The 23,402-nt window shown below is 67.0% G+C and carries 20 protein-coding genes; 14 read left to right on the forward strand and 6 right to left on the reverse strand.

The genetic code is table 11. The features are described 5' to 3' along the window. Positions 1-37 precede the first annotated feature (37 nt). Positions 38-1,963: a molecular chaperone HtpG gene (gene htpG / locus ACFWCF_RS00250; RefSeq protein ID WP_378491212.1), complete on the reverse strand. Its 1,926-nt coding sequence runs from the start codon at positions 1,961-1,963 to the stop codon at positions 38-40. Between the two features lie 128 nt (positions 1,964-2,091). On the opposite strand from htpG, the gene ACFWCF_RS00255 reads away from it, so the two are divergent. Next, positions 2,092-3,351 (forward strand): NAD(P)/FAD-dependent oxidoreductase, encoded by a 1,260-nt coding sequence (locus ACFWCF_RS00255; protein WP_378555788.1) that lies wholly within the window; start codon positions 2,092-2,094, stop codon positions 3,349-3,351. Between the two features lie 6 nt (positions 3,352-3,357). On the opposite strand, the gene ACFWCF_RS00260 is transcribed toward ACFWCF_RS00255, so the two are convergent. Further along, positions 3,358-3,882, reverse strand: a complete 525-nt coding sequence (locus ACFWCF_RS00260; RefSeq protein WP_378555790.1) for a PadR family transcriptional regulator — start codon at positions 3,880-3,882, stop codon at positions 3,358-3,360. A gap of 111 nt (positions 3,883-3,993) precedes the next feature. Between ACFWCF_RS00260 and ACFWCF_RS00265 the strand changes: the two genes are divergently transcribed. The 13 genes from ACFWCF_RS00265 (at position 3,994) to mnhG (ending at position 20,282) form a co-directional block, all read left to right on the forward strand. Then, entirely contained in the window at positions 3,994-4,557 is a 564-nt protein-coding gene (locus tag ACFWCF_RS00265) for a DUF1707 domain-containing protein (RefSeq protein ID WP_378555792.1), read from the forward strand. Between the two features lie 99 nt (positions 4,558-4,656). Continuing rightward, positions 4,657-8,121: a TM0106 family RecB-like putative nuclease gene (locus ACFWCF_RS00270; RefSeq protein WP_378555794.1), complete on the forward strand. Its 3,465-nt coding sequence runs from the start codon at positions 4,657-4,659 to the stop codon at positions 8,119-8,121. Between the two features lie 85 nt (positions 8,122-8,206). Then, entirely contained in the window at positions 8,207-8,671 is a 465-nt protein-coding gene (locus ACFWCF_RS00275; RefSeq protein ID WP_378555796.1) for an SRPBCC family protein, read from the forward strand. Between the two features lie 85 nt (positions 8,672-8,756). Then, positions 8,757-9,485, forward strand: coding sequence for a phosphatidylserine decarboxylase (locus tag ACFWCF_RS00280; protein WP_378555798.1), 729 nt, complete (start codon positions 8,757-8,759; stop codon positions 9,483-9,485). 65 nt (positions 9,486-9,550) lie between these two features. Beyond that, positions 9,551-10,405: a CDP-alcohol phosphatidyltransferase family protein gene (locus ACFWCF_RS00285; RefSeq protein ID WP_378556630.1), complete on the forward strand. Its 855-nt coding sequence runs from the start codon at positions 9,551-9,553 to the stop codon at positions 10,403-10,405. 21 nt (positions 10,406-10,426) lie between these two features. Next, a complete protein-coding gene (locus ACFWCF_RS00290; RefSeq protein WP_378555800.1) occupies positions 10,427-12,622 on the forward strand; it encodes an AAA family ATPase in 2,196 nt (731 codons plus the stop codon). Between the two features lies 1 nt (position 12,623). After that, positions 12,624-13,802: a hypothetical protein gene (locus tag ACFWCF_RS00295; RefSeq protein ID WP_378555802.1), complete on the forward strand. Its 1,179-nt coding sequence runs from the start codon at positions 12,624-12,626 to the stop codon at positions 13,800-13,802. Between the two features lie 230 nt (positions 13,803-14,032). Then, on the forward strand, positions 14,033-16,870 hold the full coding sequence (locus ACFWCF_RS00300; protein ID WP_378555804.1) for a Na+/H+ antiporter subunit A: 2,838 nt from the start codon (positions 14,033-14,035) through the stop codon (positions 16,868-16,870). Further along, positions 16,867-17,562 (forward strand): Na(+)/H(+) antiporter subunit C, encoded by a 696-nt coding sequence (locus ACFWCF_RS00305; protein WP_378555806.1) that lies wholly within the window; start codon positions 16,867-16,869, stop codon positions 17,560-17,562. The genes ACFWCF_RS00300 and ACFWCF_RS00305 overlap by 4 nt, the downstream gene beginning before the upstream one ends. After that, the gene (locus ACFWCF_RS00310) at positions 17,559-19,145 is read left to right on the forward strand and encodes a Na+/H+ antiporter subunit D (protein ID WP_378555808.1); all 1,587 of its coding nucleotides are present in this window, start codon (positions 17,559-17,561) and stop codon (positions 19,143-19,145) included. The genes ACFWCF_RS00305 and ACFWCF_RS00310 overlap by 4 nt, the downstream gene beginning before the upstream one ends. After that, positions 19,145-19,693 (forward strand): Na+/H+ antiporter subunit E, encoded by a 549-nt coding sequence (locus ACFWCF_RS00315; RefSeq protein WP_378556633.1) that lies wholly within the window; start codon positions 19,145-19,147, stop codon positions 19,691-19,693. The genes ACFWCF_RS00310 and ACFWCF_RS00315 overlap by 1 nt, the downstream gene beginning before the upstream one ends. Then, positions 19,690-19,950, forward strand: coding sequence for a monovalent cation/H+ antiporter complex subunit F (locus ACFWCF_RS00320; RefSeq protein WP_378555810.1), 261 nt, complete (start codon positions 19,690-19,692; stop codon positions 19,948-19,950). The genes ACFWCF_RS00315 and ACFWCF_RS00320 overlap by 4 nt, the downstream gene beginning before the upstream one ends. Continuing rightward, the gene (mnhG, locus tag ACFWCF_RS00325; RefSeq protein WP_378555812.1) at positions 19,947-20,282 is read left to right on the forward strand and encodes a monovalent cation/H(+) antiporter subunit G; all 336 of its coding nucleotides are present in this window, start codon (positions 19,947-19,949) and stop codon (positions 20,280-20,282) included. Before ACFWCF_RS00320 ends, mnhG begins: the two co-directional genes overlap by 4 nt. A 94-nt stretch (positions 20,283-20,376) precedes the next feature. Here mnhG and ACFWCF_RS00330 read toward each other — a convergent pair whose 3' ends face one another. From ACFWCF_RS00330 to ACFWCF_RS00345, 4 genes are all read right to left on the reverse strand, one after another. Next, positions 20,377-21,498 (reverse strand): glutamate--cysteine ligase, encoded by a 1,122-nt coding sequence (locus tag ACFWCF_RS00330; RefSeq protein WP_378555814.1) that lies wholly within the window; start codon positions 21,496-21,498, stop codon positions 20,377-20,379. Between the two features lie 78 nt (positions 21,499-21,576). Next, positions 21,577-22,212 (reverse strand): superoxide dismutase family protein, encoded by a 636-nt coding sequence (locus tag ACFWCF_RS00335; protein WP_378555816.1) that lies wholly within the window; start codon positions 22,210-22,212, stop codon positions 21,577-21,579. Between the two features lie 108 nt (positions 22,213-22,320). Further along, positions 22,321-22,986 (reverse strand): LytR C-terminal domain-containing protein, encoded by a 666-nt coding sequence (locus ACFWCF_RS00340; protein WP_378555818.1) that lies wholly within the window; start codon positions 22,984-22,986, stop codon positions 22,321-22,323. Positions 22,987-23,017: 31 nt separating this feature from the next. After that, positions 23,018-23,383 carry a DUF3263 domain-containing protein gene (locus ACFWCF_RS00345; protein WP_378555820.1) on the reverse strand — a complete coding sequence of 122 codons (366 nt, stop codon included), beginning with the start codon at positions 23,381-23,383 and terminating at the stop codon, positions 23,018-23,020. Positions 23,384-23,402: the final 19 nt, after the last annotated feature.

A 23,402-nucleotide genomic window follows, 5' to 3' on the forward strand; every position in this document is an offset into this window, starting at 1 on the left:
TATCGCCCGGGGGGAAGCCGAATCGGACCGTGCCGATTCAGACGGTGCGAGCGAGCCGGTCTGCGAGCAGGTGCGTGAAGCGCGCGGGATCGTCGACCTCCCCGCCCTCGGCGATCAGGGCCATCCCGTACAGCAGCTCCGCGGTCTCGGCGAGCGCCGGATCATCCGTGCGGTCACCGTGTGCCGCGCGCAGCCCCGACACCAGCGGATGCCCGGGGTTCAGTTCGAGGATCCGCTTGGTCTGCGGCACCGGCTGACCCGACGCCTTGTACATGCGCTCGAGTGCCGGGGACATGCTGAACGTGTCGCCCACGACGCACGCCGGCGACGTCGTCAGACGCGACGACAGACGCACCTCCTTGACGTGCTCGTCGAGCGCATCCTTCATCCACGTCAGGAGATCACCGAACTCCTTCTCCTGCTCCTCTCGTCCGGCCTCGGCCGCCTTCTTCTCGTCCTCGGTGTCGAGGTCCACCTCGCCCTTCGCCACCGACCGGAAGGCCTTGCCTTCGAATTCGGGAACCGACGTCACCCACATCTCGTCGACCGCGTCGGTCAGCAGCAGGACCTCGATGCCCTTCGCCGTGAACGCCTCCATGTGCGGGGAACTTTCGAGCAGCTGCCGGGACTCGCCGGTGATGTAGTAGATCTCGTCCTGGCCGTCCTTCATGCGCTCGACATATCCGGCGAGGGTGGTCTGTTCGTCGGTGCTCGCCGTGGAATCGAACGACGAGACCGCGAGCAGAGTGTCGCGGTTGTCGGTGTCGGAGATCAGCCCTTCCTTGAGCACTCGGCCGAACTCGTTCCAGAAGGTCCGGTACTTGTCGGCGTCCTGGGATGCCATGTCCTTGACAGTGGACAGGACCTTCTTCGTGAGACGACGTCGGATGGCCCGGATCTGGCGGTCCTGCTGCAGGATCTCGCGGGAGACGTTCAGCGACAGGTCCTGCGCGTCGACGACGCCCTTGACGAAGCGCAGGTACTCGGGAATGAGGTCTTCGCAGTCGTCCATGATGAACACGCGTTTGACGTAGAGCTGGATACCCGTCTTGCGTTCGCGGGCGAACAGGTCGAACGGGGCGTGCGTCGGAATGAACAGCAGCGCCTGATATTCGAAGGTGCCCTCGGCCCGCATCGGGATGATCTCGAGCGGGTCGTCCCACGCGTGGGCGACGTGCTTGTAGAACTCGTGGTACTCGTCGTCCGACACCTCGTCGCGCGAGCGGGCCCACAGCGCCTTCTGCGAGTTGAGGGTCTTGGTCTCGAAGGTGACCTCGTCGGTGCCGTCTTCACCCTTGGTGGTCCGGGAGACCTCCATGCGGACGGGCCAGGCGATGAAGTCCGAGTACTTCTTGACGATCTCCTCGAGCTTCCACTGCGACGTGTAGTCGTAGAGGTGGTCGTCGGCGTCCTCGGGCTTGAGGTGAAGCGTCACCGAGGTTCCCTGCGGCGCGTCCTCGACGTCTTCGATCGTGTAGGTGGATTCACCGCTCGACTCCCACCGGGTTCCGGCATCCTGCCCCGGCTTGTGGGTGATGAGCGTGACCTTGTCTGCCACCATGAACGCCGAGTAGAAACCGATGCCGAACTGGCCGATCAGTTCCTCGGATGCCGCGGCGTCCTTTGCCTCGCGCAGCTTCTTGCGCATCTCAGCGGTGCCCGATCGGGCGAGGGTGCCGATCAGGTCGACGACCTCGTCGCGCGACATGCCGATGCCGTTGTCCCGGATGGTGAGGGTGCGGGCATCCTTGTCGACAACGAGCTCGATGTGCAGATCGGACGTGTCGACGTTCAGGTCCTTGTTCCGGAAAGACTCCAGGCGGAGTTTGTCCAGCGCGTCGGACGCATTGGAGATCAACTCCCGCAGGAAGGTGTCCTTGTTGGAGTAGATCGAGTGGATCATCAGATCCAGCAACTGGCGCGCCTCGGCCTGGAACTCGCGCTGTTCGACGTGTGTACTCAACTCACTGTCCCCTTCGACAAGCAGATTTCCTCCTCGAATATTAGGACGGCCCGAGCCCTGGCGTGCAGAACACCCCGTGTGGGCCATCATGGATGTAAGAGGTACCTCTGCGTCGACAGGAGTGCATCATGGCGATTCGTCGAGTGGTTGTGGCCGGTGCCGGCATCGTGGGGCTGTCCACCGCGTGGTTTCTGCAGGAACGGGGCCTTGCCGTCACCGTCGTCGACCGGACCGGCCCCGGAGCCGATACCACTCGCGACCGCGCGTCGTGGGGCAACGCAGGTTGGCTCGCGCCCGCCCTGACCCTGCCGCTACCGGAGCCGTCGGTATTGAAATACGGGCTGCGATCGATGTTCACGCCGTCGTCACCGGTGTATGTGCCGCCCACACTCGACCCGAAGCTCATCCGCTTCCTCGTGGACTTCGCCCGGCACTGCACCCGACGACATCAGATGGCGTCGCTGGAAATATTTGCCCAGGCCAACAGGGTTGCGTTGCGAGCGTACGACGACCTGGCCGACGGCGGCGTCGCCGAACAGACCCGCGACGCCGACCCTTTCCTCGCGGCATTCACCGCGGAGACCGACCGCGACCACCTGCTCGAGGAGTTCGATCACGTGCGGGCGACGGGTGGCGAAGTCGACTTCGATGTCCTCGATGCCGACGCGGTGCACTCGCTCGAACCCCTGCTCGGCGACAAGGTGCGCGCGGGAGTGCGGATCAGGGGCCAGCGATTCATCGATCCACCGAGATTCGTCGCCTCGCTCGCGGATGCGGTACGAGCACGCGGCGGTGAGATCCTCACCGGCTTCGACGTGACCGAAGTGCGCGACCCCGGCAACGGCGTGGTCGACGTGATCTCCGCGAACGGGTACGACGTGTCCGTCGATGCTGTGGTGCTCGCGACGGGTGCCCGGCTGAACACCCTGGCCCACGAGTTCGGTGTACGCACCCTGGTTCAGGCCGGTCGCGGGTACAGCTTCAGTGTGGTGCCCGACGAACTGCCGAAGAACCCCGTGTATTTCCCGGTACAGCGAGTGGCGTGCACTCCCCTGCACGATCGGTTCCGCATCGCCGGAATGATGGAGTTCCGGAAACCCGACGCACCGCTCGATCCGCGACGGATACAGGCGATCGTCGACACGACCCGTCCGCTCCTGCGCGATATCGACTGGAACGATCGGGCCGAGGAATGGGTCGGTTCGAGGCCGTGCACGGCCGATGGACTGCCTCTGGTCGGGGCCACCCGGTCGCCGCGGGTGTTCGTCGCAGGCGGTCACGGTATGTGGGGTGTCGCGCTCGGCCCGCTGACCGGCAGGTTGCTCGCGGATTCGATGACGGGCGATACCACCGATCCGATGCTGCGGCACTTCGACCCGCTGCGGTGACCGTCGTCATCCCTCGTTCGCGAGTCGCTTGTCCATGCTTTCGATCCAAGCGAGGACGGCGCGTTCGTAGGCGATTCCGAACTCGACGGTGGCGGCCGAGTAGTTCGGCAGGTCGTGGTGGGACAGGAGATCTTCATAGCCCGCGAGTTGACGTTCATGGGCTGCGCGGTAGTGGGCGAGCATCTCCGCGAGGCGTTCCGGCGGCAGGTGCTCAGCAAACGCAACGGTGAGCAGTAACGGGTGCCGGATGTTCTCCGGTCCGGGTTCTCGGCCGATCCACTCGCTGAACGCCTCCCGGCCTGCGTCGGTGAGCGCGTAGGGCTTGCGGTCACGCGGCCCCTTCTCGCCGGGTTCGATCAGGCAGTCGCGCTCCATCGCGGCGAGTTCGCGGTACACCTGACTGGTCGTGAGCGACCAGAACTTGCCGATCCGCTCCTGCGCCGTGGTCACCAGATCCCAGCCCGTTTTCGGACCCTCGTGCAGAAAACCCAGCAGCGACGCCGCGGTCGCATTCAGTGGCCGTCCGGCCATTGCGCGCTCCCTCCCTCAACGGTCACCACGAAAAGTGTTGACATTCCACTGTGGCATATCCATCATGGACAGTACGACATTCCACAATGGAGCATCCCGCCTGGAGGACCCATGGCAACCGAGAGCCCCTACGCTTCCGACTCCGACAGACTCTCCGATTCGGAACGCGATCAGTACGTCAGTGAACTCTCGCAGCATGTCGGTACCGGTCGTCTCACGATCGAAGAGTTCGACCGGAGGGCGGCTGCCGTCTACGCCTCGCAGATCGTCGCCGAGGCGCGTGCGCAGTTTTCCGATCTTCCCCAGAGCACCCCGCCCGCACCGCCGGTCACCGCGCGCTCTCCTCGGCTGCCGCTCCACCAACGGGTCGAATGGTCCGCCTGGCTCGGCGTGAGTGCGATCAACGTGCTGGTCTGGGCGCTCGTATCGCTCGGGACGACATCGATGGTCTACCCGTGGCCACTGTGGGTCATCGGACCGTGGGGGCTGGTACTCCTCGGCCGGACCGTGCTCGGAATCGAGGGCGGCGGATGTACCTCACGCGCACACGACGCACGACGGGAGGCCACGCGCGCCACCACCCTGGCCCACCGGGAGGCCATGCGCGCCCGATCGATCGCCCATCGGGAACAGCTCCGCTGCTCGTCACTCGCAGCGGCCTCGCATCACCGCTGACAGGTGAATCTGCGCAGGAGACACATCCGCGCAGTCACCGCCGCCTGTCACCCGCGTCTGCCATAGTCGGGCAACGACACCACGCGGGAGGCTGCGCCGATGTTTCTGCTCGACGATGTGCTGGTCTACAGCTCACGGGATCTGGCCGATGCCGCCCAGTGCGAGTTCTCACTGCTCAGCGCAGTAGACGCAGTGCTCGGCCGAGGGCAGCGTCCCGCGAGGGTCGCCGATCGGATGCTCGACCGCACCGCCCGTCTCGGGAACGCCCACGAGCAGCGCGTCCTCGACGGCTACCGCGACGAATTCGGCGACGGTGTCGTGCACATCCCCCGCCCCGACCACACGCGCGACGGCTACGAAGCGGCTGCGCGTGCCACGGTCGACGCTGCCCGCGCGGGTGCCGACGTGATCTACCAGGGCACCTTCTTCGACGGCCGGTTCGTGGGCTTCTGCGACTTCCTCGTCCGCACCGGCGACACGTATGCCGTGTACGACACGAAACTCGCCCGGCACGCGAGAGTCGAAGCGCTGCTACAGCTCGCCGCCTACGCCGATGCCCTCGCAGATACCGGAATCCCGGTCGCACCGCACGCCCACCTGATCCTGGGCGACAGCACGCTCGCGTCGTATCCCCTCGCCGACATCGCGCCTGTCTACGCGCAGCGGCGCAGGCATCTGCAGCACTTGGTCGACGGGCATCACAGGGCGGGAGACCCCGTGACCTGGACCAGCGGCGGACACACCGCGTGCGGCCGCTGCGACACGTGCGAGCCTCAGGTGGCGGCACACCGCGACCTGCTGATGGTCGCGGGAATGCGGTCGACGCAACGCGCCCGACTGATCGCAGGCGACGTCACGACGATCGACAGACTCTGTGCTCGCGACGAGCCCGTGCCGGGCATGTCGCACCGCACGTACGCCGCACTGCGGGCACAAGCGCAGGTTCAGGTGCGGCAGGAACAGACCGGCAAACCGGTCGTCGACGTCTACGAACCGGGTTCTCTTGCGGCCCTGCCCGACCCGGACGACGGCGACCTCTTCTTCGACTTCGAGGGCGATCCGCTGTGGTGCGAGGACGGCGGCCCCGACTGGGGCCTCGAGTATCTGTTCGGTGTCGTCGAACAAGACACCGGCACTCCGACGTTCCGTCCTTTCTGGGCGCACACGCGCGCCGAGGAGCGCCGCGCGCTGCTCGATTTCCTCGAGTACGTGGCGCAGCGCCGCCGAGTGCACCCGAAGATGCATATCTACCACTACGCGCCGTACGAGAAGTCGGCGCTGTTGCGCCTGGCGGGCCGGCACGGTGTGGGCGAGGAGGAAGTCGACGGTCTACTGCGCGACGGTGTCCTGGTGGATCTGTATCCCATTGTGCGCGCATCACTTCGAACCGGAGAGTCGTCGTACAGCATCAAGAAACTCGAGCCGCTCTACATGCCGGCGCGGCAAGGTGAGGTGGTCGATGCCGGTGCGTCGATCGTCGCGTACGCCGACTACTGCGATCTTCGCGACGCCGACCGAAACGAGGAGGCCTCGAAGCTGCTCGACTCGATCGCGTCGTACAACGAGGACGACTGCGTGTCGACGTTCAGGCTGCGCAACTGGCTGCTCGACCGGGCGGCGGAGCACGGTGTCGCCACCACCGGCGTCACACACGAGGAAGCCGCACTCCCACTCGAGCCGCACCCCGCAGAGGTCACACTGTGGGAATTCGCGGGCCGAGCTGCGCATCTACCGGACAGCCCCCACCCAACGGGTGAACGCACCGACGACCAGCAGGCGGCGGCGCTGATGGCGGCCTCGCTGGGCTACCACCGGCGGGAGCGGAAACCGTTCTGGTGGGCACACTTCGACCGGCTGTCGACTCCGGTGGACGAATGGGCCGAGACCCGCGACACGCTCGCCGCGACCTCCGTCGCGGTCGAGGAGGACTGGCATCTGCCACCGCGCAAGCGCAAGGCCCGGCGCCACCTGGCGGTCACGGGCGATTTCGACACCGGCAGCACAGCGCGGGCCGGCGATTCGGTGTTCCTTCTGTACGAGGCGCCGGCACCGGACGGGCTGCCCGACGGCGGCCCGTGGACCCGGGCGTGGTCGAGCGGGAAGATCCTCGAACGCCGGTCCGGCAGCAATTTCCACGACGTGCTCGTGATCGAGGAGTTGCTGCAGACCGACGAGGAGTATTCGGCTCTGCCGATGGCCGTCACGCCCGGCTCCCCGATCGGTGCGGCCGGCATCGAGAAGGCGATCGAATCTGCGGCCGACGCCATGTGCGCGTCGCTGCCTGATCTACCGGCCACGGCAGGTGTCGACATCCTGCGACGGATCCCGCCGCGCACGCGTTCCGGCGGGCTCCCCCCGGTCGGCGACGGCGGATTCCCGGACGCGATCACCTCGGCAGTCCTCGACCTCGTCGATTCGTATGTGGCCGTGCAGGGTCCGCCCGGTACCGGAAAGACGTACACGGGGTCCCGCGTCGTCGCCGCGCTCGTCCGCGAACACGGCTGGCGGGTCGGGGTGGTCGCGCAGTCGCATTCGGTGGTGGAGAACATGCTCGACGGTATCGTCGCCGCGGGCGTTCCCGGCGAAGTCGTGGTGAAGGCGAAGGCGAAGACCGTCGAGCCGGAATGGACACCCGCGAAAGACGCCAACGCCCTGACGCGGTATCTGGCCGGGCTTCACGACGGATATGTCGTCGGTGGCACCGCTTGGGATTTCACGAACACCAACTGCATCACGCCGGGCAGCCTGGATCTGCTGGTCATCGACGAGGCGGGACAGTTCTGCCTGTCCAACACCGTCGCGGTCGCGACGAGTGCACGGAATCTGTTGCTCCTGGGCGACCCTCAGCAGTTGCCGCAGGTCAGTCAGGGCACGCACCCCGAACCCGCCGACGCGTCGGCGCTGGGCTGGCTCGCCGAGGGGCACGGCGCGCTGCCCGCCGACCGGGGTTTCTTCCTGTCACGCACGTGGCGGATGCATCCCGACCTGTGCGCGCGGGTGTCGGATCTGTCGTACGAGGGACGGCTGTTGTCCCAGTCCGACCGAACCACCGCGCGCGCCCTCGACGGACTCCCACCGGGGGTGCACACGGTGACGGTCGATCATGTCGGCAACGCGACGTGCTCGGCCGAGGAGAGCGACGAGGTGGTGCGCCAGGTGCAGACGCTGCTCGGCACCGAGTGGCGCGACGGCCCCGAAGGCGCGTCGCGTCCCGTGGGAGAGAAGGACGTGCTCGTCGTCGCGCCGTACAACGCGCAGGTGGCGATGATCCGGTCCGGCCTGGCGGAGGTCGGGCTGACCCGGGTCGATGTGGGCACGGTCGACAAGTTCCAGGGTCGTGAGGCTCCGGTGGTGCTGATCTCGATGACGGCATCGGCGATCGAGGACGTGCCGCGCGGGATGTCGTTCCTGTTGTCGCGCAACCGGCTCAACGTCGCGCTCTCGCGGGGGCAGTGGTGTGCGATCGTCGTCCGGTCGCGTGCGTTGACCGATCATCTACCGTCGACTCCCGACGAACTGGTCGACCTCGGGGCGTTCCTGCGTCTGACCCGTTTCTGCGCCTGACCCGGTGACTGCCACCACATCATCGGATACGATCGACGCCAGTATTTTTGTAACCCTGAGTACCACGCACCGAGCAGGAGCATCCATGTCGAAGACCCTCGAAGCCACCATCGACGTCGCAGCAGACCCCGACCGGGTATGGAGTGTCGTCTCGGATCTGCAGCGCATGGGCGAGTGGAGCCCGCAGTGCCGCAAGATGATCGTCCGCGGCGGCAGTGTCGGCCCCGGAACCTCGACGATCAACATCAACCGCAAGGGCGTCCTGGTGTGGCCCACCACGTCGAAGGTTCTCACGTTCGAGCCCGGGCGCGAGCTGCGCTTTCGCGTCAACGAGAACCGCTCGATCTGGTCATTCGTCCTCGAACCCACCGAGACGGGCACCCGGATCGTGCAACGCCGCGAGGCTCCCACCGGCACCAGCAAGGTCTCGCAGACCCTCATCAAGTACATCCTCGGAGGTCAGGAGAACTTCGACGACGACATGGTCGTCGGCATGAATTCCACCCTCGCCCGGATCAAGAACGAAGCGGAGGCACGCGCAGCCGTCTGACCACACGTCTCTATACTCACGTACTCTCGGGTGTCCTGGGGACAGCCCGTCCGGGCAACCCGACGAACGTGAGTGAAGAGGAGCCGTGGCACGTAAGCCCACACCCGCTGGAACACCACCGACCAGCGGTGCAGCACATGTCGTCGATCTGATCAAGAAGGCCGTTCCGCCGCTTCACCCCGGCGGAGTGCCGTTCGTCGTCGCACCCCTGGCAGTGGCTGTACTCGGCCGCAAGCGCAAGTGGGTCCGCCGTGCGGGCCTCGCTTCCGCCGCCGCCACCGCGACGTTCTTCCGGCACCCCCACCGGGTGCCGCCCAACCGGGTCGGTATCGCCGTCGCACCCGCCGACGGTGAGGTCGCGCTCGTCGACACGGCCGTGCCGCCCGCCGAACTCGGCCTCGGCACCGAACCGCTCCCCCGCGTGAGCATCTTCCTGTCGGTGCTCGACGTACATGTGCAGCGCAGTCCCGTCGGCGGCATCGTCCGCAAGGTCGTGCACCAGCCCGGGAAGTTCCTCTCCGCCGACCTCGCCGACGCGAGTGAGGTCAACGAACGCACGAGCATGCTGCTCGAGATGCGCGACGGCACCCAGGTCGGGGTCGTGCAGATCGCCGGCCTACTGGCTCGACGCATCGTGTGCGACGCACAGGTGGGCGACACGGTTCCCATCGGCGACACGTACGGACTCATCCGCTTCGGCTCTCGCGTCGACACATATCTTCCTGCGGGGAGCACACTGCTCGTCGAACGCGGTCAGCGCACGATCGGTGCGGAGACCGTCATCGCTCAGTTGCCTTCCACGCCGGTGCTGTGACCCCCCTCAAACCGAGTGCACCCGCCGGGGACGACAGCGGAGTGTCTCGCAGTCGTCCCGCGGCGGTGCGTCTGCTACCGAGCGTGATCACGATCCTTGCGCTGTCGGCAGGACTGTCTGCCGTGAAGTTCGCACTCGACGGAGAACTCGGCATCGCCCTCGGCATGATCGGGGCCGCCGCGGTTCTCGACGCACTCGACGGTCGTATCGCACGCCTGCTCGACGCGACCAGCAAGATCGGTGCCGAACTCGACTCGTTGTCCGATGCCATCGCGTTCGGCGTCGCACCCGCACTCGTGCTGTACGTGACGTTGCTCGACGACAGCGCACTGGGCTGGATCATCGCGTTGCTGTACGCAGTGAGCATCGTTCTGCGCCTGGCGCGCTTCAACACCCTGCTCGAGGACGACTCCGTCCCCGCGTACGCCCGTGAGTACTTCGTAGGCGTGCCGTCACCGGCGGGCGCCATCATCGCGTTGAGTCCGATTGCGGCGTACATCCAGTGGGGCGACGGCTGGTGGTCGTCGTTCCCGCTCGTCCTGGTGTGGACGCTCATCTCCGCAGGCCTGATCGTCAGCCGGATCCCCACCCTCGCCATGAAGTCCGTGTCGGTGCCACCACGTCTCGCGATCGGCCTGCTGGCGCTCGTCGCGGCCGGCGCAGCAGCGCTCGTCACCTATCCGTTCATCCTGATGCTGGTGCTGGTGGGCGTGTACCTGCTGCACATCCCATTCGCGATCCGCTCCCGGCGGTGGGTGGCGGCGCGCCCTGCGACGTGGGACATCAAGCCCTCGGAACGACGGGCAATCCGCGCCGAGTCGCGTGCACTGCGGCCCCGGCGCGCAGTTGGCCGACGCATGCTCACCGCGACGGGACGTTCCTCGGCGCGCCTCGGCCTGCGTCGCCCGCGCGGACGCTGACCACGATCTAGGCTCGTGCGGGTGACCACCCCACAACTCGCGCTGACCGTCCGGCTCAACACTTCCGCAGCAGATGCCCGCCGCGGAATCGTTCGCTTGCATCCCGAGGTGCTCACCGCCCTCGGGCTGCGCGAATGGGATGCGATCGCACTCACCGGGGCGCGGCGCACCGCGGCCGTCGCAGGACACGCACCGGCAGGCACTCCCACCGGGACGATCCTCCTCGACGACGTCACCCTCTCCAATACCGGACTGCGGGAGAACGCCACCGTGGTCGTCGCACCTGTGACCGTGTACGGGGCGCGGGGGGTGACGGTCACCGGCTCGTCCCTCGCCAGCGCGTCGATCCCCGCCGTCACCTTGCGTCAGGCGCTGCTCGGCAAGGTCGTCACCGTCGGCGACGCGGTGTCGCTGCTGCCGCGCGACCTCGGCCCCGGCACCAGCAGCGCCGACACCACGCGCGCACTGTCACGGACCTTCGGTATCGCGTGGACGACGGAGCTGCTCACCGTCTCGGCCGTCGATCCGGCCGGTCCGGTCAGTATCCAGCCGAATACCGCCGTCTCCTGGGCCACGGGGAACGCCGCCGATGCCCGACCGGCTGTTGCGCCGTCGGTCACCGCACCGTTGACGGAGTACACGCCCGAGGCCGGGACGCAGCGACCGTCGGCACCCCCCGTCGAAGATCTCGTCGGACTGCAGGCGCAGGTCGGCAAGCTCGCCGAATGGCTGAAGCTCGCCCTCGACGAACCGGAACTGTTGCGCACCCTCGGCGCGTCTCCCCACCTCGGCGTGATGATCACCGGGCCCGCCGGAGTCGGCAAGACCACGTTCGCGCGGGCGGTGCTCGCGAACCGCCGTGTCGTCGAGGTCGACGGCCCGAGTATCGGTGCACTCGCCGCCGCCGATCGACTGGCGCGGATCACCGCAGTCGTCGACGCGGTCCGAGACGGGGGCGTCCTGCTCATCACCGATGTGGACACCGTTCTGCCCTCCGACGCGGAGCCGGTGGCGACGCTGATCCTCGAGCAACTCCGCCACGCGGTCGAGACCGACGATGTTGCCCTGGTCGCGACCTCCGCCGCACCCGACAGCGTCGATCCGCGGGTGCGGACACCCGAGATCTGCGACCGTGAACTGTCGCTGCCGTTGCCCGACGGCGCCACCCGTCGCGCCCAGCTCGAGGTGCTGCTGCGATCGGTGCCGTCCACCGGCCTCGATCTCGATGCGATCGCGGAGCGCACCCCCGGCTTCGTCGTCGCCGACCTCGCTGCACTGTGCCGGGAGGCCGCGCTGCGCGCCGCCTCTCGCGCGAGCCGCGCCACCGACGAACCGAAACTGACGCAGGACGACCTCGTCGGCGCGCTCGAGGTGATCCGGCCGCTGTCCCGCTCCGGATCCGAGGAACTGGCGATCGGGAGCGTGAGCCTCGACGACGTGGGCGACATGGTCGAGACGAAGCAGGCACTCACCGAGGCCGTGCTGTGGCCACTGCAGCATCCCGATTCGTTCGCGCGACTGGGAGTGGACCCACCTCGCGGGGTGCTGCTGTACGGTCCGCCCGGCTGCGGTAAGACGTTTCTCGTGCGCGCGCTGGCGAGTACCGGCCGGCTGAGCGTGCACGCCGTCAAGGGCGCCGAACTGATGGACAAATGGGTCGGCGCATCGGAGAAGGCGGTGCGTGAACTGTTCCAGCGCGCGCGGGACTCCGCGCCCTCGCTCGTGTTCCTCGACGAGATCGACGCCCTCGCACCACGCCGCGGCCAGAGTTCGGACTCCGGGGTGTCGGATCGTGTCGTGGCATCGTTGCTGACCGAACTCGACGGTGTCGAGCCGCTCCGCGACGTGGTGGTGGTCGGGGCGACCAACCGCCCGGACCTGATCGATCCGGCGCTGCTGCGCCCCGGGCGACTCGAGCGGCTGGTGTTCGTGCCGCCGCCGGACGCCGACGCGCGCGCCGCGATCCTGAAGACCGCAGGCCGGTCGGTGCCCTTGGACGACGACGTCGACCTCGATGCGCTCGCCGAGGATCTCGACGGCTACTCGGCGGCCGACTGTGCGGCGGTCCTGCGCGAGGCGGCGCTGGCCGCGATGCGTCGGCGGGTCGACGCGGCTGCGGTGACCTCCGAGGACGTCGCCGCTGCCCGCGAGACCGTCCGGCCGTCGCTCGATCCCGTGCAGGTCGAGCAACTGCGGGCGTACGCGGACGGACGCTGACGTGTCGCCGACCTCGACGTCCGTCCGCGCCGGCGCACCGGCTGCGCTCGCCGCGGCGGCATGCGCATCCGCGGTCGCGGGATTCGTCCTGCTCGTCGGCGAATCGGCGCTCCCGAGCGGCACCCGCAGCGACTTCTCGCCGATGATCACCGCGGTCCTCGCCGTGGTGTCGGTGGTGGGCCTGCAACGGTCCGGTTCGCCGCGGACGGCGTGGTCGCTGGGAGCCGGCGCGGTACTCGTGCTCGGCTCGGTCCGATATCTGGTGCCGGAGGGTGCCTCGACCGACACCCTCACCACCGTCGGTGTGGTCGCCTCCGGGACGACGGGGGTGCTGCTGGGCGCCGCGGTCGCGGGGGCATGGGCGGTATCGAACGGACCGTGGGCGCTGCTCACGGGTGCCTGGTCTGCGTTCCTCACCGCCGCCGCGGTCGGTGTGCAGGTGCCGGTCGATCCGGTGCGGTGGACGATCACGCAGTGGCTGCTGGCGATCGCACTGGTGGCGCTCGTCGCGGCGGCGCTGACCGCCACGCCCGGGGGTCGTGCACAGCGATTCGACCCGCAACTACTCGTAGTGACCGCGCTCGCTGCGGGCGTGCTTGCTCTCGGTTACCGGTTGCTCGGGGAACTGGTGACCTCCGAGGCAGGGTCCGGTGGAACGCGGATGTGGTTCGTCGCGGTGGGCGCTCTCGTGGTGGTGGTGATCGGCGCCGAGGTCGTCGCCCGTGTCGTCCCCTCTGGTGACGACCGCTTCGTGCTGGCGGTCACCGGCGCGGTGGCTGCGGTATATCCGGCGATGCTCGAGTTGTTCGGCAGCGAGCAGTGGTGGCTGCCGCTGCTCGTGGTCGCTGCTGTTGCCGTCGGCGTGTGGTGTTCCCCGTACGTTCCGTACGCGGCTGCCGGCCTCGTGGTGGCGCTGGCCGTCTCTACGGCCGCGGTGCTGTGGCCGCAGTTCGCCGAGAACGTTCCCCTGCCGGTGCGCCTGGTGCTCATCGCCGCGGGAGCAGGGCTGGCGCTCGCCGCCTCGTTGCCCGGATCGGCGTCCGTCGCTGCGTTGGGGTTGTCTCTGCCGGTGCCGATGACGGCGGTGATCGGAGCAGTGTGGCTGGTTCCTGCCGACCCTCGGTGGCCGGCTCTCGCTCTCGCGGCGGTGGGTGCCGTGTGCGCCTGGCAGGTGAGATGAGTCCTGTCGTTCCCCGTGTCGCCCCCGATTCGCAACGGTGCAAAGCCTCTCGTTAGTATGGGCTCATTCCGATTTGCCCATTAACGGCGAACGGCGCGCATGTCGGGGCGTCCCGCGTTTCGGCTTCGGTGTCGGTCGCATTGTCAATTCTGCGCCGGTCACCTCCGATTGCAGGCTGAATACAGGACCGTTTCACCCCGCCGCCTGGCCCGATCCCGACGGAGTGCCTTTTGCTCGCCATACTCATCGCTCACGCGGTTGCCGCGATCCTGGCACCGCCGCTGGTCAGAGTCATGGGGAGAAACGCGTTTCTGCCGTTGGCGCTCGTGCCGCTGGCGAGCCTGGGCTGGGTCATCGCGAACTGGGGTACCGAGCAGGAACTGAACATCCGGTGGGCTTCGGCAGTGTCGATGGACATCGACATGCGGTTCGATTCCCTCTCCGCCGTCATGTGCCTGCTGGTGCTCGGTATCGGTTCACTGATCCTGCTCTATTGCGCGCGCTATTTCGAAGACGACGAGCCGCGTCTGGGAATCTTCGCAGCCGAGATGGTGGCGTTCGCCGGCACCATGTTCGGTTTGGTCACCAGCGACAACATGCTGGTGCTGTACACCTTCTGGGAGTTGACGACGGTTCTGTCGTTCCTGTTGGTGGGTCACTATGCCGAACGTGCGTCGAGTCGCCGTGCCGCGACGCAGGCGCTGCTCGTGACCACGGCCGGCGGCCTCGCGATGCTCGTCGGCATCATCATCCTCGGCCAGCTCGTGGGCAGCTACAACCTGTCCGCGGTGATCGAGGCAGCACCCGCCGGCTGGCTACCGAGCGTCGCCATCGTGTTGGTACTCATCGGTGCATTGTCGAAGTCCGCGGTGGTGCCGCTGCACTTCTGGCTTCCCGGTGCGATGGCCGCCCCCACACCGGTGTCCGGCTATCTGCACGCCGCCGCGATGGTGAAGGCCGGTATCTACCTGATCGCGCGTCTGGCCCCCGCGTTCGCCGACGCAGCGCCGTGGCGACCGATCGTCATCACCCTCGGCCTCGTCTCGATGATCCTCGCCGGCTGGCGCGCGCTCCGTGCGTTCGACCTGAAACTGATTCTCGCGTTCGGCACGGTCAGCCAGCTCGGATTCCTCACCGCACTGGTCGGCATCGGCAGCCGTGAAGCAGCACTCGCCGGCCTGACGATGGTGATCGCGCACGCCATGTTCAAGGCCTGCCTGTTCATGGTGGTCGGGGTCATCGACCACTCGACGGGCACTCGCGACATCCGCAAACTCGCGCACCTCGGGTTGAAGACTCCGATCCTCGCGGTGGTGGCGGCCCTTGCCGCGGCGAGCATGGCCGGACTACCACCGTTCATCGGTTTCGTCGGCAAGGAGGCCGCGCTCGAGGCAGCACTGGTCGCCGAGGTGCTTCCGGAGTGGGCGCGCATCGCCGTCGTCGCGGGCATGGTGCTCGGCTCGATCCTCACCCTCGCCTACAGCATCCGCTTCATCTGGGGAGCCTTCGGCCGCAAGCAGCTCAAGCGCCCGAGCCCGGCGGTACAGAGCCTTCACGCTCCCGGTCCGCTGCTGCTCTCGGCACCGTCGCTGCTCGCGGTCGGTGGTCTCGCGGCAGGATTCGCGGCACCCTGGGTCGATACACTCGTCGCGCCCTACGCCGACACGCTGCCTGCCTCCCTCTCCAAGCCCTACCACCTGGCGCTCTACCACGGATTGACGCTGCCGCTCGCGCTGACCGCAGTCGTCATCGTGGGTGGTATCAGCCTGTATCTCGCGCACCGCACGGTCGCACGACTGCGGTTCGAACATCCCCCGCTCGGCAACGCCGACCGCATCTACGACGCGACCCTGCGCGGCATGGACACCCTGTCGACAAGACTGACGAGTTTCATCCAGCGAGGTTCGCTGCCGCTGACCCAGGCCACGATCCTCGTCACCCTCGTGCTGCTGCCCACCGTGGTGATGTTCGTCTTCGGGGCGGGCAACACACCTGCGTTCCGCGTGTGGGACACCCCGTGGCAATTCACCGTCGCCGTGATCATGATCGGCGGCGGCATTGCCGCAACCGTGATGCGGAACCGGCTCGCCGCTGTCCTGATGGTCGGTATCACCGGCTACGGTCTCGGCGTCCTGTTCGCACTGCAGGGCGCCCCCGACTTGGCACTGACACAGTTCCTCGTCGAGACCGTCACCCTCGTGATGTTCGTGCTGGTACTGCGAAAACTTCCGCCCGAAAGCGATCCGCAGGCCGAGATCGGCAAACGCGGACCCCGCGCGCTGCTCGGTATCGCGGTCGGTGCGGTGGTGACCGTCGTCGGAGCGTTCGCTGTTGCTGCGCGCACTGCCGAACCGATCTCGCTGCAACTCCCCGAGTTGGCATATGAACTCGGCCACGGCAAGAACGTCGTGAACGTGCTGCTCGTCGACATTCGCGCATGGGACACACTCGGCGAGATCTCGGTCCTGCTGGTCGCCGCGACCGGCGTCGCAAGCCTGGTGTTCCGCACCCGCCGGTTCGGTACCGCACCGCGTGTCTCCGACGCACCCGCCTCTCAGCTCGATGCGGCGGGGTCGAACTCCGAGATCACCTGGCTACGCGGCGGTGATCTGATCGATCCGCGCTACCGGTCGCTCGTCCTCGAGGTCACCACCCGGCTGGTGTTCCCCACGATGATGGTGCTGTCGGTCTACTTCTTCTTCGCCGGACACAACGCCCCGGGCGGCGGCTTCTCCGGTGGTCTCGTCGCCGGGCTGGCTCTCGTCCTGCGTTATCTGGCAGGTGGACGCTACGAACTCGGAGAGGCGGTTCCCATCGACGCCGGCAAGATCCTCGGACTCGGCCTGACCTTCGCCGCAGGCACCGCACTGTTCTCGCTCTTCCTCGGTGCGCCGGTGCTCTCGTCGGCGGTCCTCGAGGTGACATTGCCGTTGATCGGCGACATCAAACTGGTCACCGCGCTGTTCTTCGACCTCGGCGTGTACCTGATCGTCGTCGGACTGATCCTCGATGTGCTGCGAAGCCTCGGAGCCCGGCTCGACGCCGAGGTCGTGGGTGAGCGCCGATGACCACGAATCTCACGCTGGTCGTCATCGTCGGAGTGCTCGTCGCCTGCGGTGTGTATCTGCTGCTCGAACGCAGCATCATCAAGATGCTGCTCGGCCTGCTGCTCATCGGCAACGGCGTCAACCTGCTGATCATTGCTGTCAGCGGCCCGGCCGGAGACGCCCCCGTCGTCGGGTCCGACAATGTGATCCGGGAAGAGATGGCCGATCCGCTCGCGCAGGCCATGGTGCTGACATCGATCGTGATCACGATGGGTATCGCGGCGTTCGTGCTGGCGCTGACGTACCGCTCGTACTCGATCCGCGCACGCGACGAAGTCGAGAACGACCCCGAAGACACGATGGTGTCGCGGCGGCGGACTCTCGCCGAAGCGCCCGGTCGCGACCGCTCCGACGACCCGGTCACCGGTGTACCGAGCAAGAGCGGCGACGCGTTCGATGCCGAAGGCAATCCGATCCCGCTCGACCAGCTCACCAACATCGAGGACCTCGAGGTCTACGAGGATCTGCACGACGGCGATTTCGACGACCCCACCGACTCCGTCTACGACGATCCACGCAACCCCGGCAGCGGAAATCCTCACCCTCGCCCCCGGCCCCTCCCGTCTCCCGTTACCGACGACGACGCTGCCGGAGACGGGGACACCGGAAACGCAGGGAAGGCCGAGAACGACGGTAAGGGGGACGACCGATGACACTGGACACCGCCGTTCTCATCCCGCTGCCCATCCTCATCCCGCTGCTCGCTGCCGCCGTCACCCTTATTCTGGGCCGCCGCCCGCGGGCCCAGCGGTTCGTCACCGTCGGTGCTCTCGTCGCGTCGCTCGTGGTCGCGGTCGCATTGCTGTATTTCGCCGATCAGGACGGCATCGAGGTCGTACAGGTCGGCGGGTGGGAAGCGCCGATCGGCATCTCCCTGGTGGCAGACCGGCTCGCAGCGCTGATGCTCGTCATCGCAGCCATCGTGTTGCTGTCCGTCATGCTGTTCGCCGTCGGTCAGGGTATCCACGACGGCAATGAACAGCAGCCGGTGTCGATCTTCCTGCCCACCTACCTTGCACTCACCGCGGGTCTGAACATCGCGTTCCTCGCGGGCGACCTGTTCAACATGTTCGTGGGATTCGAGGTACTCCTCGCCGCGTCGTTCGTGCTCTTGACCTTGGGAGCAAGCGCCGACCGCGTGCGCGCCGGGGTCTCGTACGTGATGGTCTCGATGGTGTCGTCGATGATCTTCCTCGCCGGTATGGCGTTCGCCTACGCCGCGACGGGAACATTGAATCTGGCGCAGATGGCGTTGCGGATGGACGACGTACCTTCGGGAACTCGGACCGCGATCTTCGGCGTGCTGCTGGTGGCGTTCGGCATCAAGGCCGCGATCTTCCCGCTGTCGTCGTGGTTGCCCGACTCCTATCCCACCGCTCCCGCCCCCGTCACCGCGGTCTTCGCCGGCCTGCTCACCAAGGTCGGTGTGTACGCGATCATCCGTGCACACACCCTGATCTTCCCGCAGGGTGAGCTCGACAGCGTACTGCTTGTCGCCGGTCTGCTGACCATGCTCGTCGGCATCCTCGGTGCCATCGCGCAGAACGACATCAAGCGTCTGCTGTCGTTCACCCTCGTCAGCCACATCGGCTACATGGTGTTCGGTATCGCGTTGTCGAACGAGGCCGGGCTCGGCGGCGCGGTGTTCTACGTGGCACACCACATTCTGGTGCAGACCACGCTGTTCCTCGTCGTAGGCCTGATCGAACGCCAGGCCGGATCCGCGTCACTCCGCCGCCTCGGCGGTCTGGCGTTGACGAGCCCGCTGCTCGCCGTCCTGTTCCTCATCCCCGCCCTCAACCTCGGCGGAATCCCACCGTTCTCCGGATTCATCGGCAAGGTCGCATTGCTGCAGGCGGGCGCCGCGGACGGGTCTGCCCTCGCGTGGGTTCTCGTCGCAGGCGGCACTCTCACCAGCCTCTTGACGTTGTATGCGGTGGCTCGGGTCTGGGCCAAGGCGTTCTGGCGTGCCCGCGCCGACGCTCCCGAGGGCGACCTCGCCGACATCGGGCCGTCTGCGCTGATCGACGAGTCCGAAGCCGATATCGCGTTCGAGGAGCGGGCTGATGTCGGCAAGATGCCGGCAGCAATGCTCGGTCCGACGATCGCGCTGGTAGTGATCGGTGTGGCGTTGACCGTGTTCGCCGGACCGTTGCTCGACATCAGCGACCGCGCCGCCGAGAATCTGCGCGACCGCTCGGTGTACATCGAGGCCGTGTTGGGAGAAACGCCATGATCAACCGCGGCAATGTACTACGCCTGTCCGTGATCATCTGGATGGCGTTCGTATGGGTACTTCTGTGGGGCACCTTCAGCATCGCCAACGTCCTCGGCGGGCTGTTCGTCGCTGGAATCATCGCGGTACTGCTCCCGCTGCCGAAGGTGCCGGTGGAAGGGCGGGCCCACCTGCTGTCGGCCCTTCGACTCGGGGTGTACATCTTCGTCGAGTCGATCAAGTCGACGATCTCGGTCGCGTGGCTGGCGATCCGCCCGGCAGCGCCCCCGGTGACAGGGGTACTGCGATGCCGGTTGACCATCAAGTCCGATCTGGTGCTCACCCTGTGGACCGACATCATGAACAACATCCCGGGCACGATGGTCCTCGAGATCGACCAGGTCAGGCGGATCATGTACGTGCACGTGCTGGACGTGAGCACCGACAAGGCCGTCGCCGACTTCTACCGCTCCGCACGATTGATCGAACGTCTTCTCATCGACACCTTCGAACGGGACTCGGAATGGCAACCCAGCCCCTGGAGAAGCGGGACGGAGGAAGCGATATGACCGTGATACTCGTGGTTTCGGGTGCCCTGCTGTTCACGTCGTCCCTGCTGATCGGATATCGGGTGCTGGCCGGGCCCAGCTCGCTCGACCGCCTCGTCGGAGTCGATGCGCTACTCGCCATCGCCATCTGCGGCGTGGCGATCTGGATGGTCTACACCCGCGACACCACCCTCGCGCCCGCAGTGGTTGCGCTGGCGCTCGTCGGATTCATCGGATCGGTCTCGGTCGCACGGTTCCGGGTGCGTGACGAAGAATGAGCAACTTCTTGGACATCGTCGGACACGTACTGATCCTCATCGGGGCGGTGATCTCGCTGACCGCGGCGATCGGCGTCGTCCGCTTCCGCGACACGCTCTCCCGTATGCACCCGGCGACGAAACCTCAGGTCATCGGGCTCCTGTTCGTCCTCAGCGGCGCGATGCTCAGCCTGTGGGGCTCGTTCGACGTGTGGATGCTCGCGTTGGCCGGGATGTTCATGGTGCTCACCGCACCCGTGATCGCACACCGTGTGGGCAGCATCGCTTATCGGGAACAGCTCGGCCGCGACGGGCTTCTCGACGAGAAGGACGTTCCTCCCTACCGGGTCTAGGAGCGGGCGCCGACCCGGCCGCACAAGCACTCAGCCGCACAAGCACTCAGCCGCACAAGCACTCAGCCGCACAAGCACTCAGCCGCACAAGCACTCAGCCGCGCAGCTCCTCGACCAACGAATCGACGACCGCGACCAGGTCCCCACCGGAGTGCTCCGCAACACGTCGCTGACGCTGGTACGACGCCCCGCGAACCGGGATGTCCGCCACGGCGGCGAGTTCGTCGGCGCATCCGAGCCGGGCCGAGGTCGGGGTGAGCTGCTCGAGCAGATCATGCAGATCGTCGGTGACCAGGCGTTCGCGGCAGGCAGGATCGAGAATCACCTCGGCGTCGAGGCCGTAACGGGCCGCCCGCCACTTGTTCTCCTTGACGTGCCACGGCTGGAGAGTCGGCAGTTCTTCCCCCCGGTCGAGACATTCGTCGAAGTGGACGACGAGACAGTGGACGAACGCGACGAGCGCTCTGAGCTCGGCCATGTTGGTGATGCCATCGAAGACCCGGACTTCCAGGGTCCCCCACCTGGGCGCGGGTCGGATGTCCCAGTGCATCCCACCGGGTTTGCTGATGACACCCGATTTGAGCTGATCTTCGATGAATCGGGTGTACTGCTCCCAGTCGGCGAAGTGGTACGGCAGTCCGGCGGTGGGCAGCTGCTGGAACATCAGCGCCCTGTTGCTGGCGTACCCGGTGTCGAGCCCCGCCCAGATCGGCGACGACGCCGACAGCGCCAGCAGGTGCGGGTACTTGACGAGCATGGCGTTGAGAATCGGAATGACCTTGTGCGGCGACGACACTCCGACATGTACGTGCACACCCCAGATGAGCATCTGGCGGCCCCACCATCGGGTGCGTTCGATCATCTCGTCGTATTCTGGTGATTGGGTAACCACCTGGTCGGTCCACTGCGCGAACGGATGGGTGCCCGCACACATCAGGTCGACGCCGAGCGGGTCGGCGGCACGACGCAGCAGACCCAGCGATTCGGTGAGATCGTCGACGGCCTCCGCGACGGTGTCATGGACATCGGTGACCAATTCGACGGTGTTGCGCAGGAATTCCTTGGTCAGACGCGGTGTGTCGCCCGGGAGCTCACCGACCGCGTCGAACACGACCGCAGCGGTATTGGACAATTCGCGGGTCGTCTTGTCGACCAGCGCGATCTCCCATTCCACACCGAGTGTCGGGCGCGGAGAACCCGGAAATTCGACAACCACTTCTCGATCCAACCACAGGGCCCACCCGACCGAGTGCTGGTCGAGTGGGCCCTGTGAGCGAAATTACGAGCGGTGCGCTCAGCCGACCACACCGCAGGCGAGACGATCGCCTGCATTGTCCTGATGCACGACCACGGAAGTTCCTTCGTCGCCCTGGAGATCGTCGAGCGTGAACGCCGCGGTGGTGACCGTCGCGGTCGCGGAGCCGTCCTCGTGGACAACGACGGAAAGCAGGTCGCCGCTCTCCGGGACACCGGTGTGGCCGGGCACCTGCAGGTGGGCACCGGCCGACAGGAACGCGCCGGGCTCGCCGCCGGTGGGAGCCGCCGACTCGGGCTCACACACACCGAACTCGTGGACGTGCACACCGTGGTATCCGGGTTCGAGGCCTTCGACGTCGACGGTCACTTCGATGTTGCCATCGTGCTCGGCGAAGGTCACGGTGCCGGCGGACTCGCCCGCGGTGGTCTCGAGGTCTGCGGTGAGAGACTGGCCCGACGCCACCGCGCCGTCGCCGTCCGATGCACTGTCCTCGGATTCGCTGCCGTGCGAATCGTCTGCCGGTGCCGACGACCCCGTCCACACCGGCGGTGTGGTACCCACAACGGTGGTGGCTTCCTCGTTGTTCGAGCACGCGCTCAGACCCACCGCGGCGATCGCGACGATCGGGGCCAGGGCACGCCAGGTCATGCGACGAGTGGAACTGGGGGCCATCAAACCGCTCCTTCGAAGTACCGAAAAGTCACCTGATCATAGCCGGGGCCGTTCACGCCTCTCCCGGTGACGGCAGTGTCGTCGCCCGGTCGTCTGTCGAGATCGATTTCACGGCTCCGCGACGATGACGATCACACCCGGTGCCGAGTCCGCGATTCCTTCGAAACGCGGCTGCGCGGTGACGCCGAGAGCGCCTGCCACGGCCTCCGCGGTCTCCTGCTCGCCGGAGCCGGTGCCGTAATACACGGACGTCTGTGCCAGAAGGCCTTCGCTGTAGTTGCCGGTCTCGGCGATGGTGAAGCCCTCGTCTTCGAGCAGCGTCGCGGTCTGTGCGGCGAGCCCGGCGATGTTGCTGTTGTTGTAGACGCGCACGTCGGCCGATGACGCCGTTGCTCCGGAAAGCGACGAACCCGATGATGCAGCACCCGATGTTCCCAGGCTCGATGTACCGGGGCTCGGTGTACCAGGGCTCGGTGTATCGGCGCCCGCTGCTCCTGCGCCCGCTGCTGCACTCGGAGGCGATCCCCCGGCCGCCGGAGCAGGAGGCCGGGCTGTCGCCGGTGCAGGCACGGCAGCGGAGCTGGTCTCCGAGGCGGTCTCGGTGGTGGCGGCCGCTGTCGACGCTGCGTCCTCATCCGAACCGCCGAGCGATGCGAATCCGATCCCGGCGAAGAGGATCGCCAGAGAGATCAGCAGCATCGCAATGGCTCGTAGCGGTAATCCGGAGGATCCCCGGTTCGCGTTCTCGGCGGTTCTGCTCACGCCCTCGACCATAGTTGGCCGATCGGCCGACGCGTGCCGCGCGCTAGCGTGTCGTCTCGAATCCGAGGCGACGAGCGGCGCGCGCTTTCTGCCGACTGGAGCGCAATCGACGAAGCCGCTTGACGAGCATCGGGTCGGTGGCGAGCGCTTCCGGACGGTCGATCAGAGCGTTGAGCACCTGGTAGTAGCGAGTTGCGGACAGTCCGAACAACTCCTTGATCGCTTCTTCCTTCGCGCCGGCGTACTTCCACCACTGCCGCTCGAACGCCAGGACGTCGTGCTCGCGGCGACTCAGGCCGTGCTCGCCGATATCGTTCGGGCCGTCTGTCTCGAAAGGGCTGCCACCGCCGTCCGGACGCGACTCTTCCACTTCGGATGGGTTCGTACCGTGCGCTGCTGCGCCGTCCATCTCACTCCTCGACTGCTTC

The sequence above is a fragment of the Rhodococcus sp. NPDC060090 genome (assembly GCF_042729855.1).
Lineage (GTDB): Bacteria > Actinomycetota > Actinomycetes > Mycobacteriales > Mycobacteriaceae > Rhodococcus.

What these genes read in the sequence shown, in the direction of transcription:
- ACFWCF_RS00255 (WP_378555788.1), top strand. Translation starts at nt 2,092, where the DNA reads ATGGCGATTCGTCGAGTGGTTGTGGCCGGTGCCGGCATCGTGGGGCTG.
- ACFWCF_RS00260 (WP_378555790.1), bottom strand. Translation starts at nt 3,882, where the DNA reads ATGGCCGGACGGCCACTGAATGCGACCGCGGCGTCGCTGCTGGGTTTT.
- ACFWCF_RS00265 (WP_378555792.1), top strand. Translation starts at nt 3,994, where the DNA reads ATGGCAACCGAGAGCCCCTACGCTTCCGACTCCGACAGACTCTCCGAT.
- ACFWCF_RS00270 (WP_378555794.1), top strand. Translation starts at nt 4,657, where the DNA reads ATGTTTCTGCTCGACGATGTGCTGGTCTACAGCTCACGGGATCTGGCC.
- ACFWCF_RS00275 (WP_378555796.1), top strand. Translation starts at nt 8,207, where the DNA reads ATGTCGAAGACCCTCGAAGCCACCATCGACGTCGCAGCAGACCCCGAC.
- ACFWCF_RS00305 (WP_378555806.1), top strand. Translation starts at nt 16,867, where the DNA reads ATGACCACGAATCTCACGCTGGTCGTCATCGTCGGAGTGCTCGTCGCC.
- ACFWCF_RS00310 (WP_378555808.1), top strand. Translation starts at nt 17,559, where the DNA reads ATGACACTGGACACCGCCGTTCTCATCCCGCTGCCCATCCTCATCCCG.
- ACFWCF_RS00320 (WP_378555810.1), top strand. Translation starts at nt 19,690, where the DNA reads ATGACCGTGATACTCGTGGTTTCGGGTGCCCTGCTGTTCACGTCGTCC.
- mnhG (WP_378555812.1), top strand. Translation starts at nt 19,947, where the DNA reads ATGAGCAACTTCTTGGACATCGTCGGACACGTACTGATCCTCATCGGG.
- ACFWCF_RS00335 (WP_378555816.1), bottom strand. Translation starts at nt 22,212, where the DNA reads ATGGCCCCCAGTTCCACTCGTCGCATGACCTGGCGTGCCCTGGCCCCG.
- ACFWCF_RS00340 (WP_378555818.1), bottom strand. Translation starts at nt 22,986, where the DNA reads ATGGTCGAGGGCGTGAGCAGAACCGCCGAGAACGCGAACCGGGGATCC.
- ACFWCF_RS00345 (WP_378555820.1), bottom strand. Translation starts at nt 23,383, where the DNA reads ATGGACGGCGCAGCAGCGCACGGTACGAACCCATCCGAAGTGGAAGAG.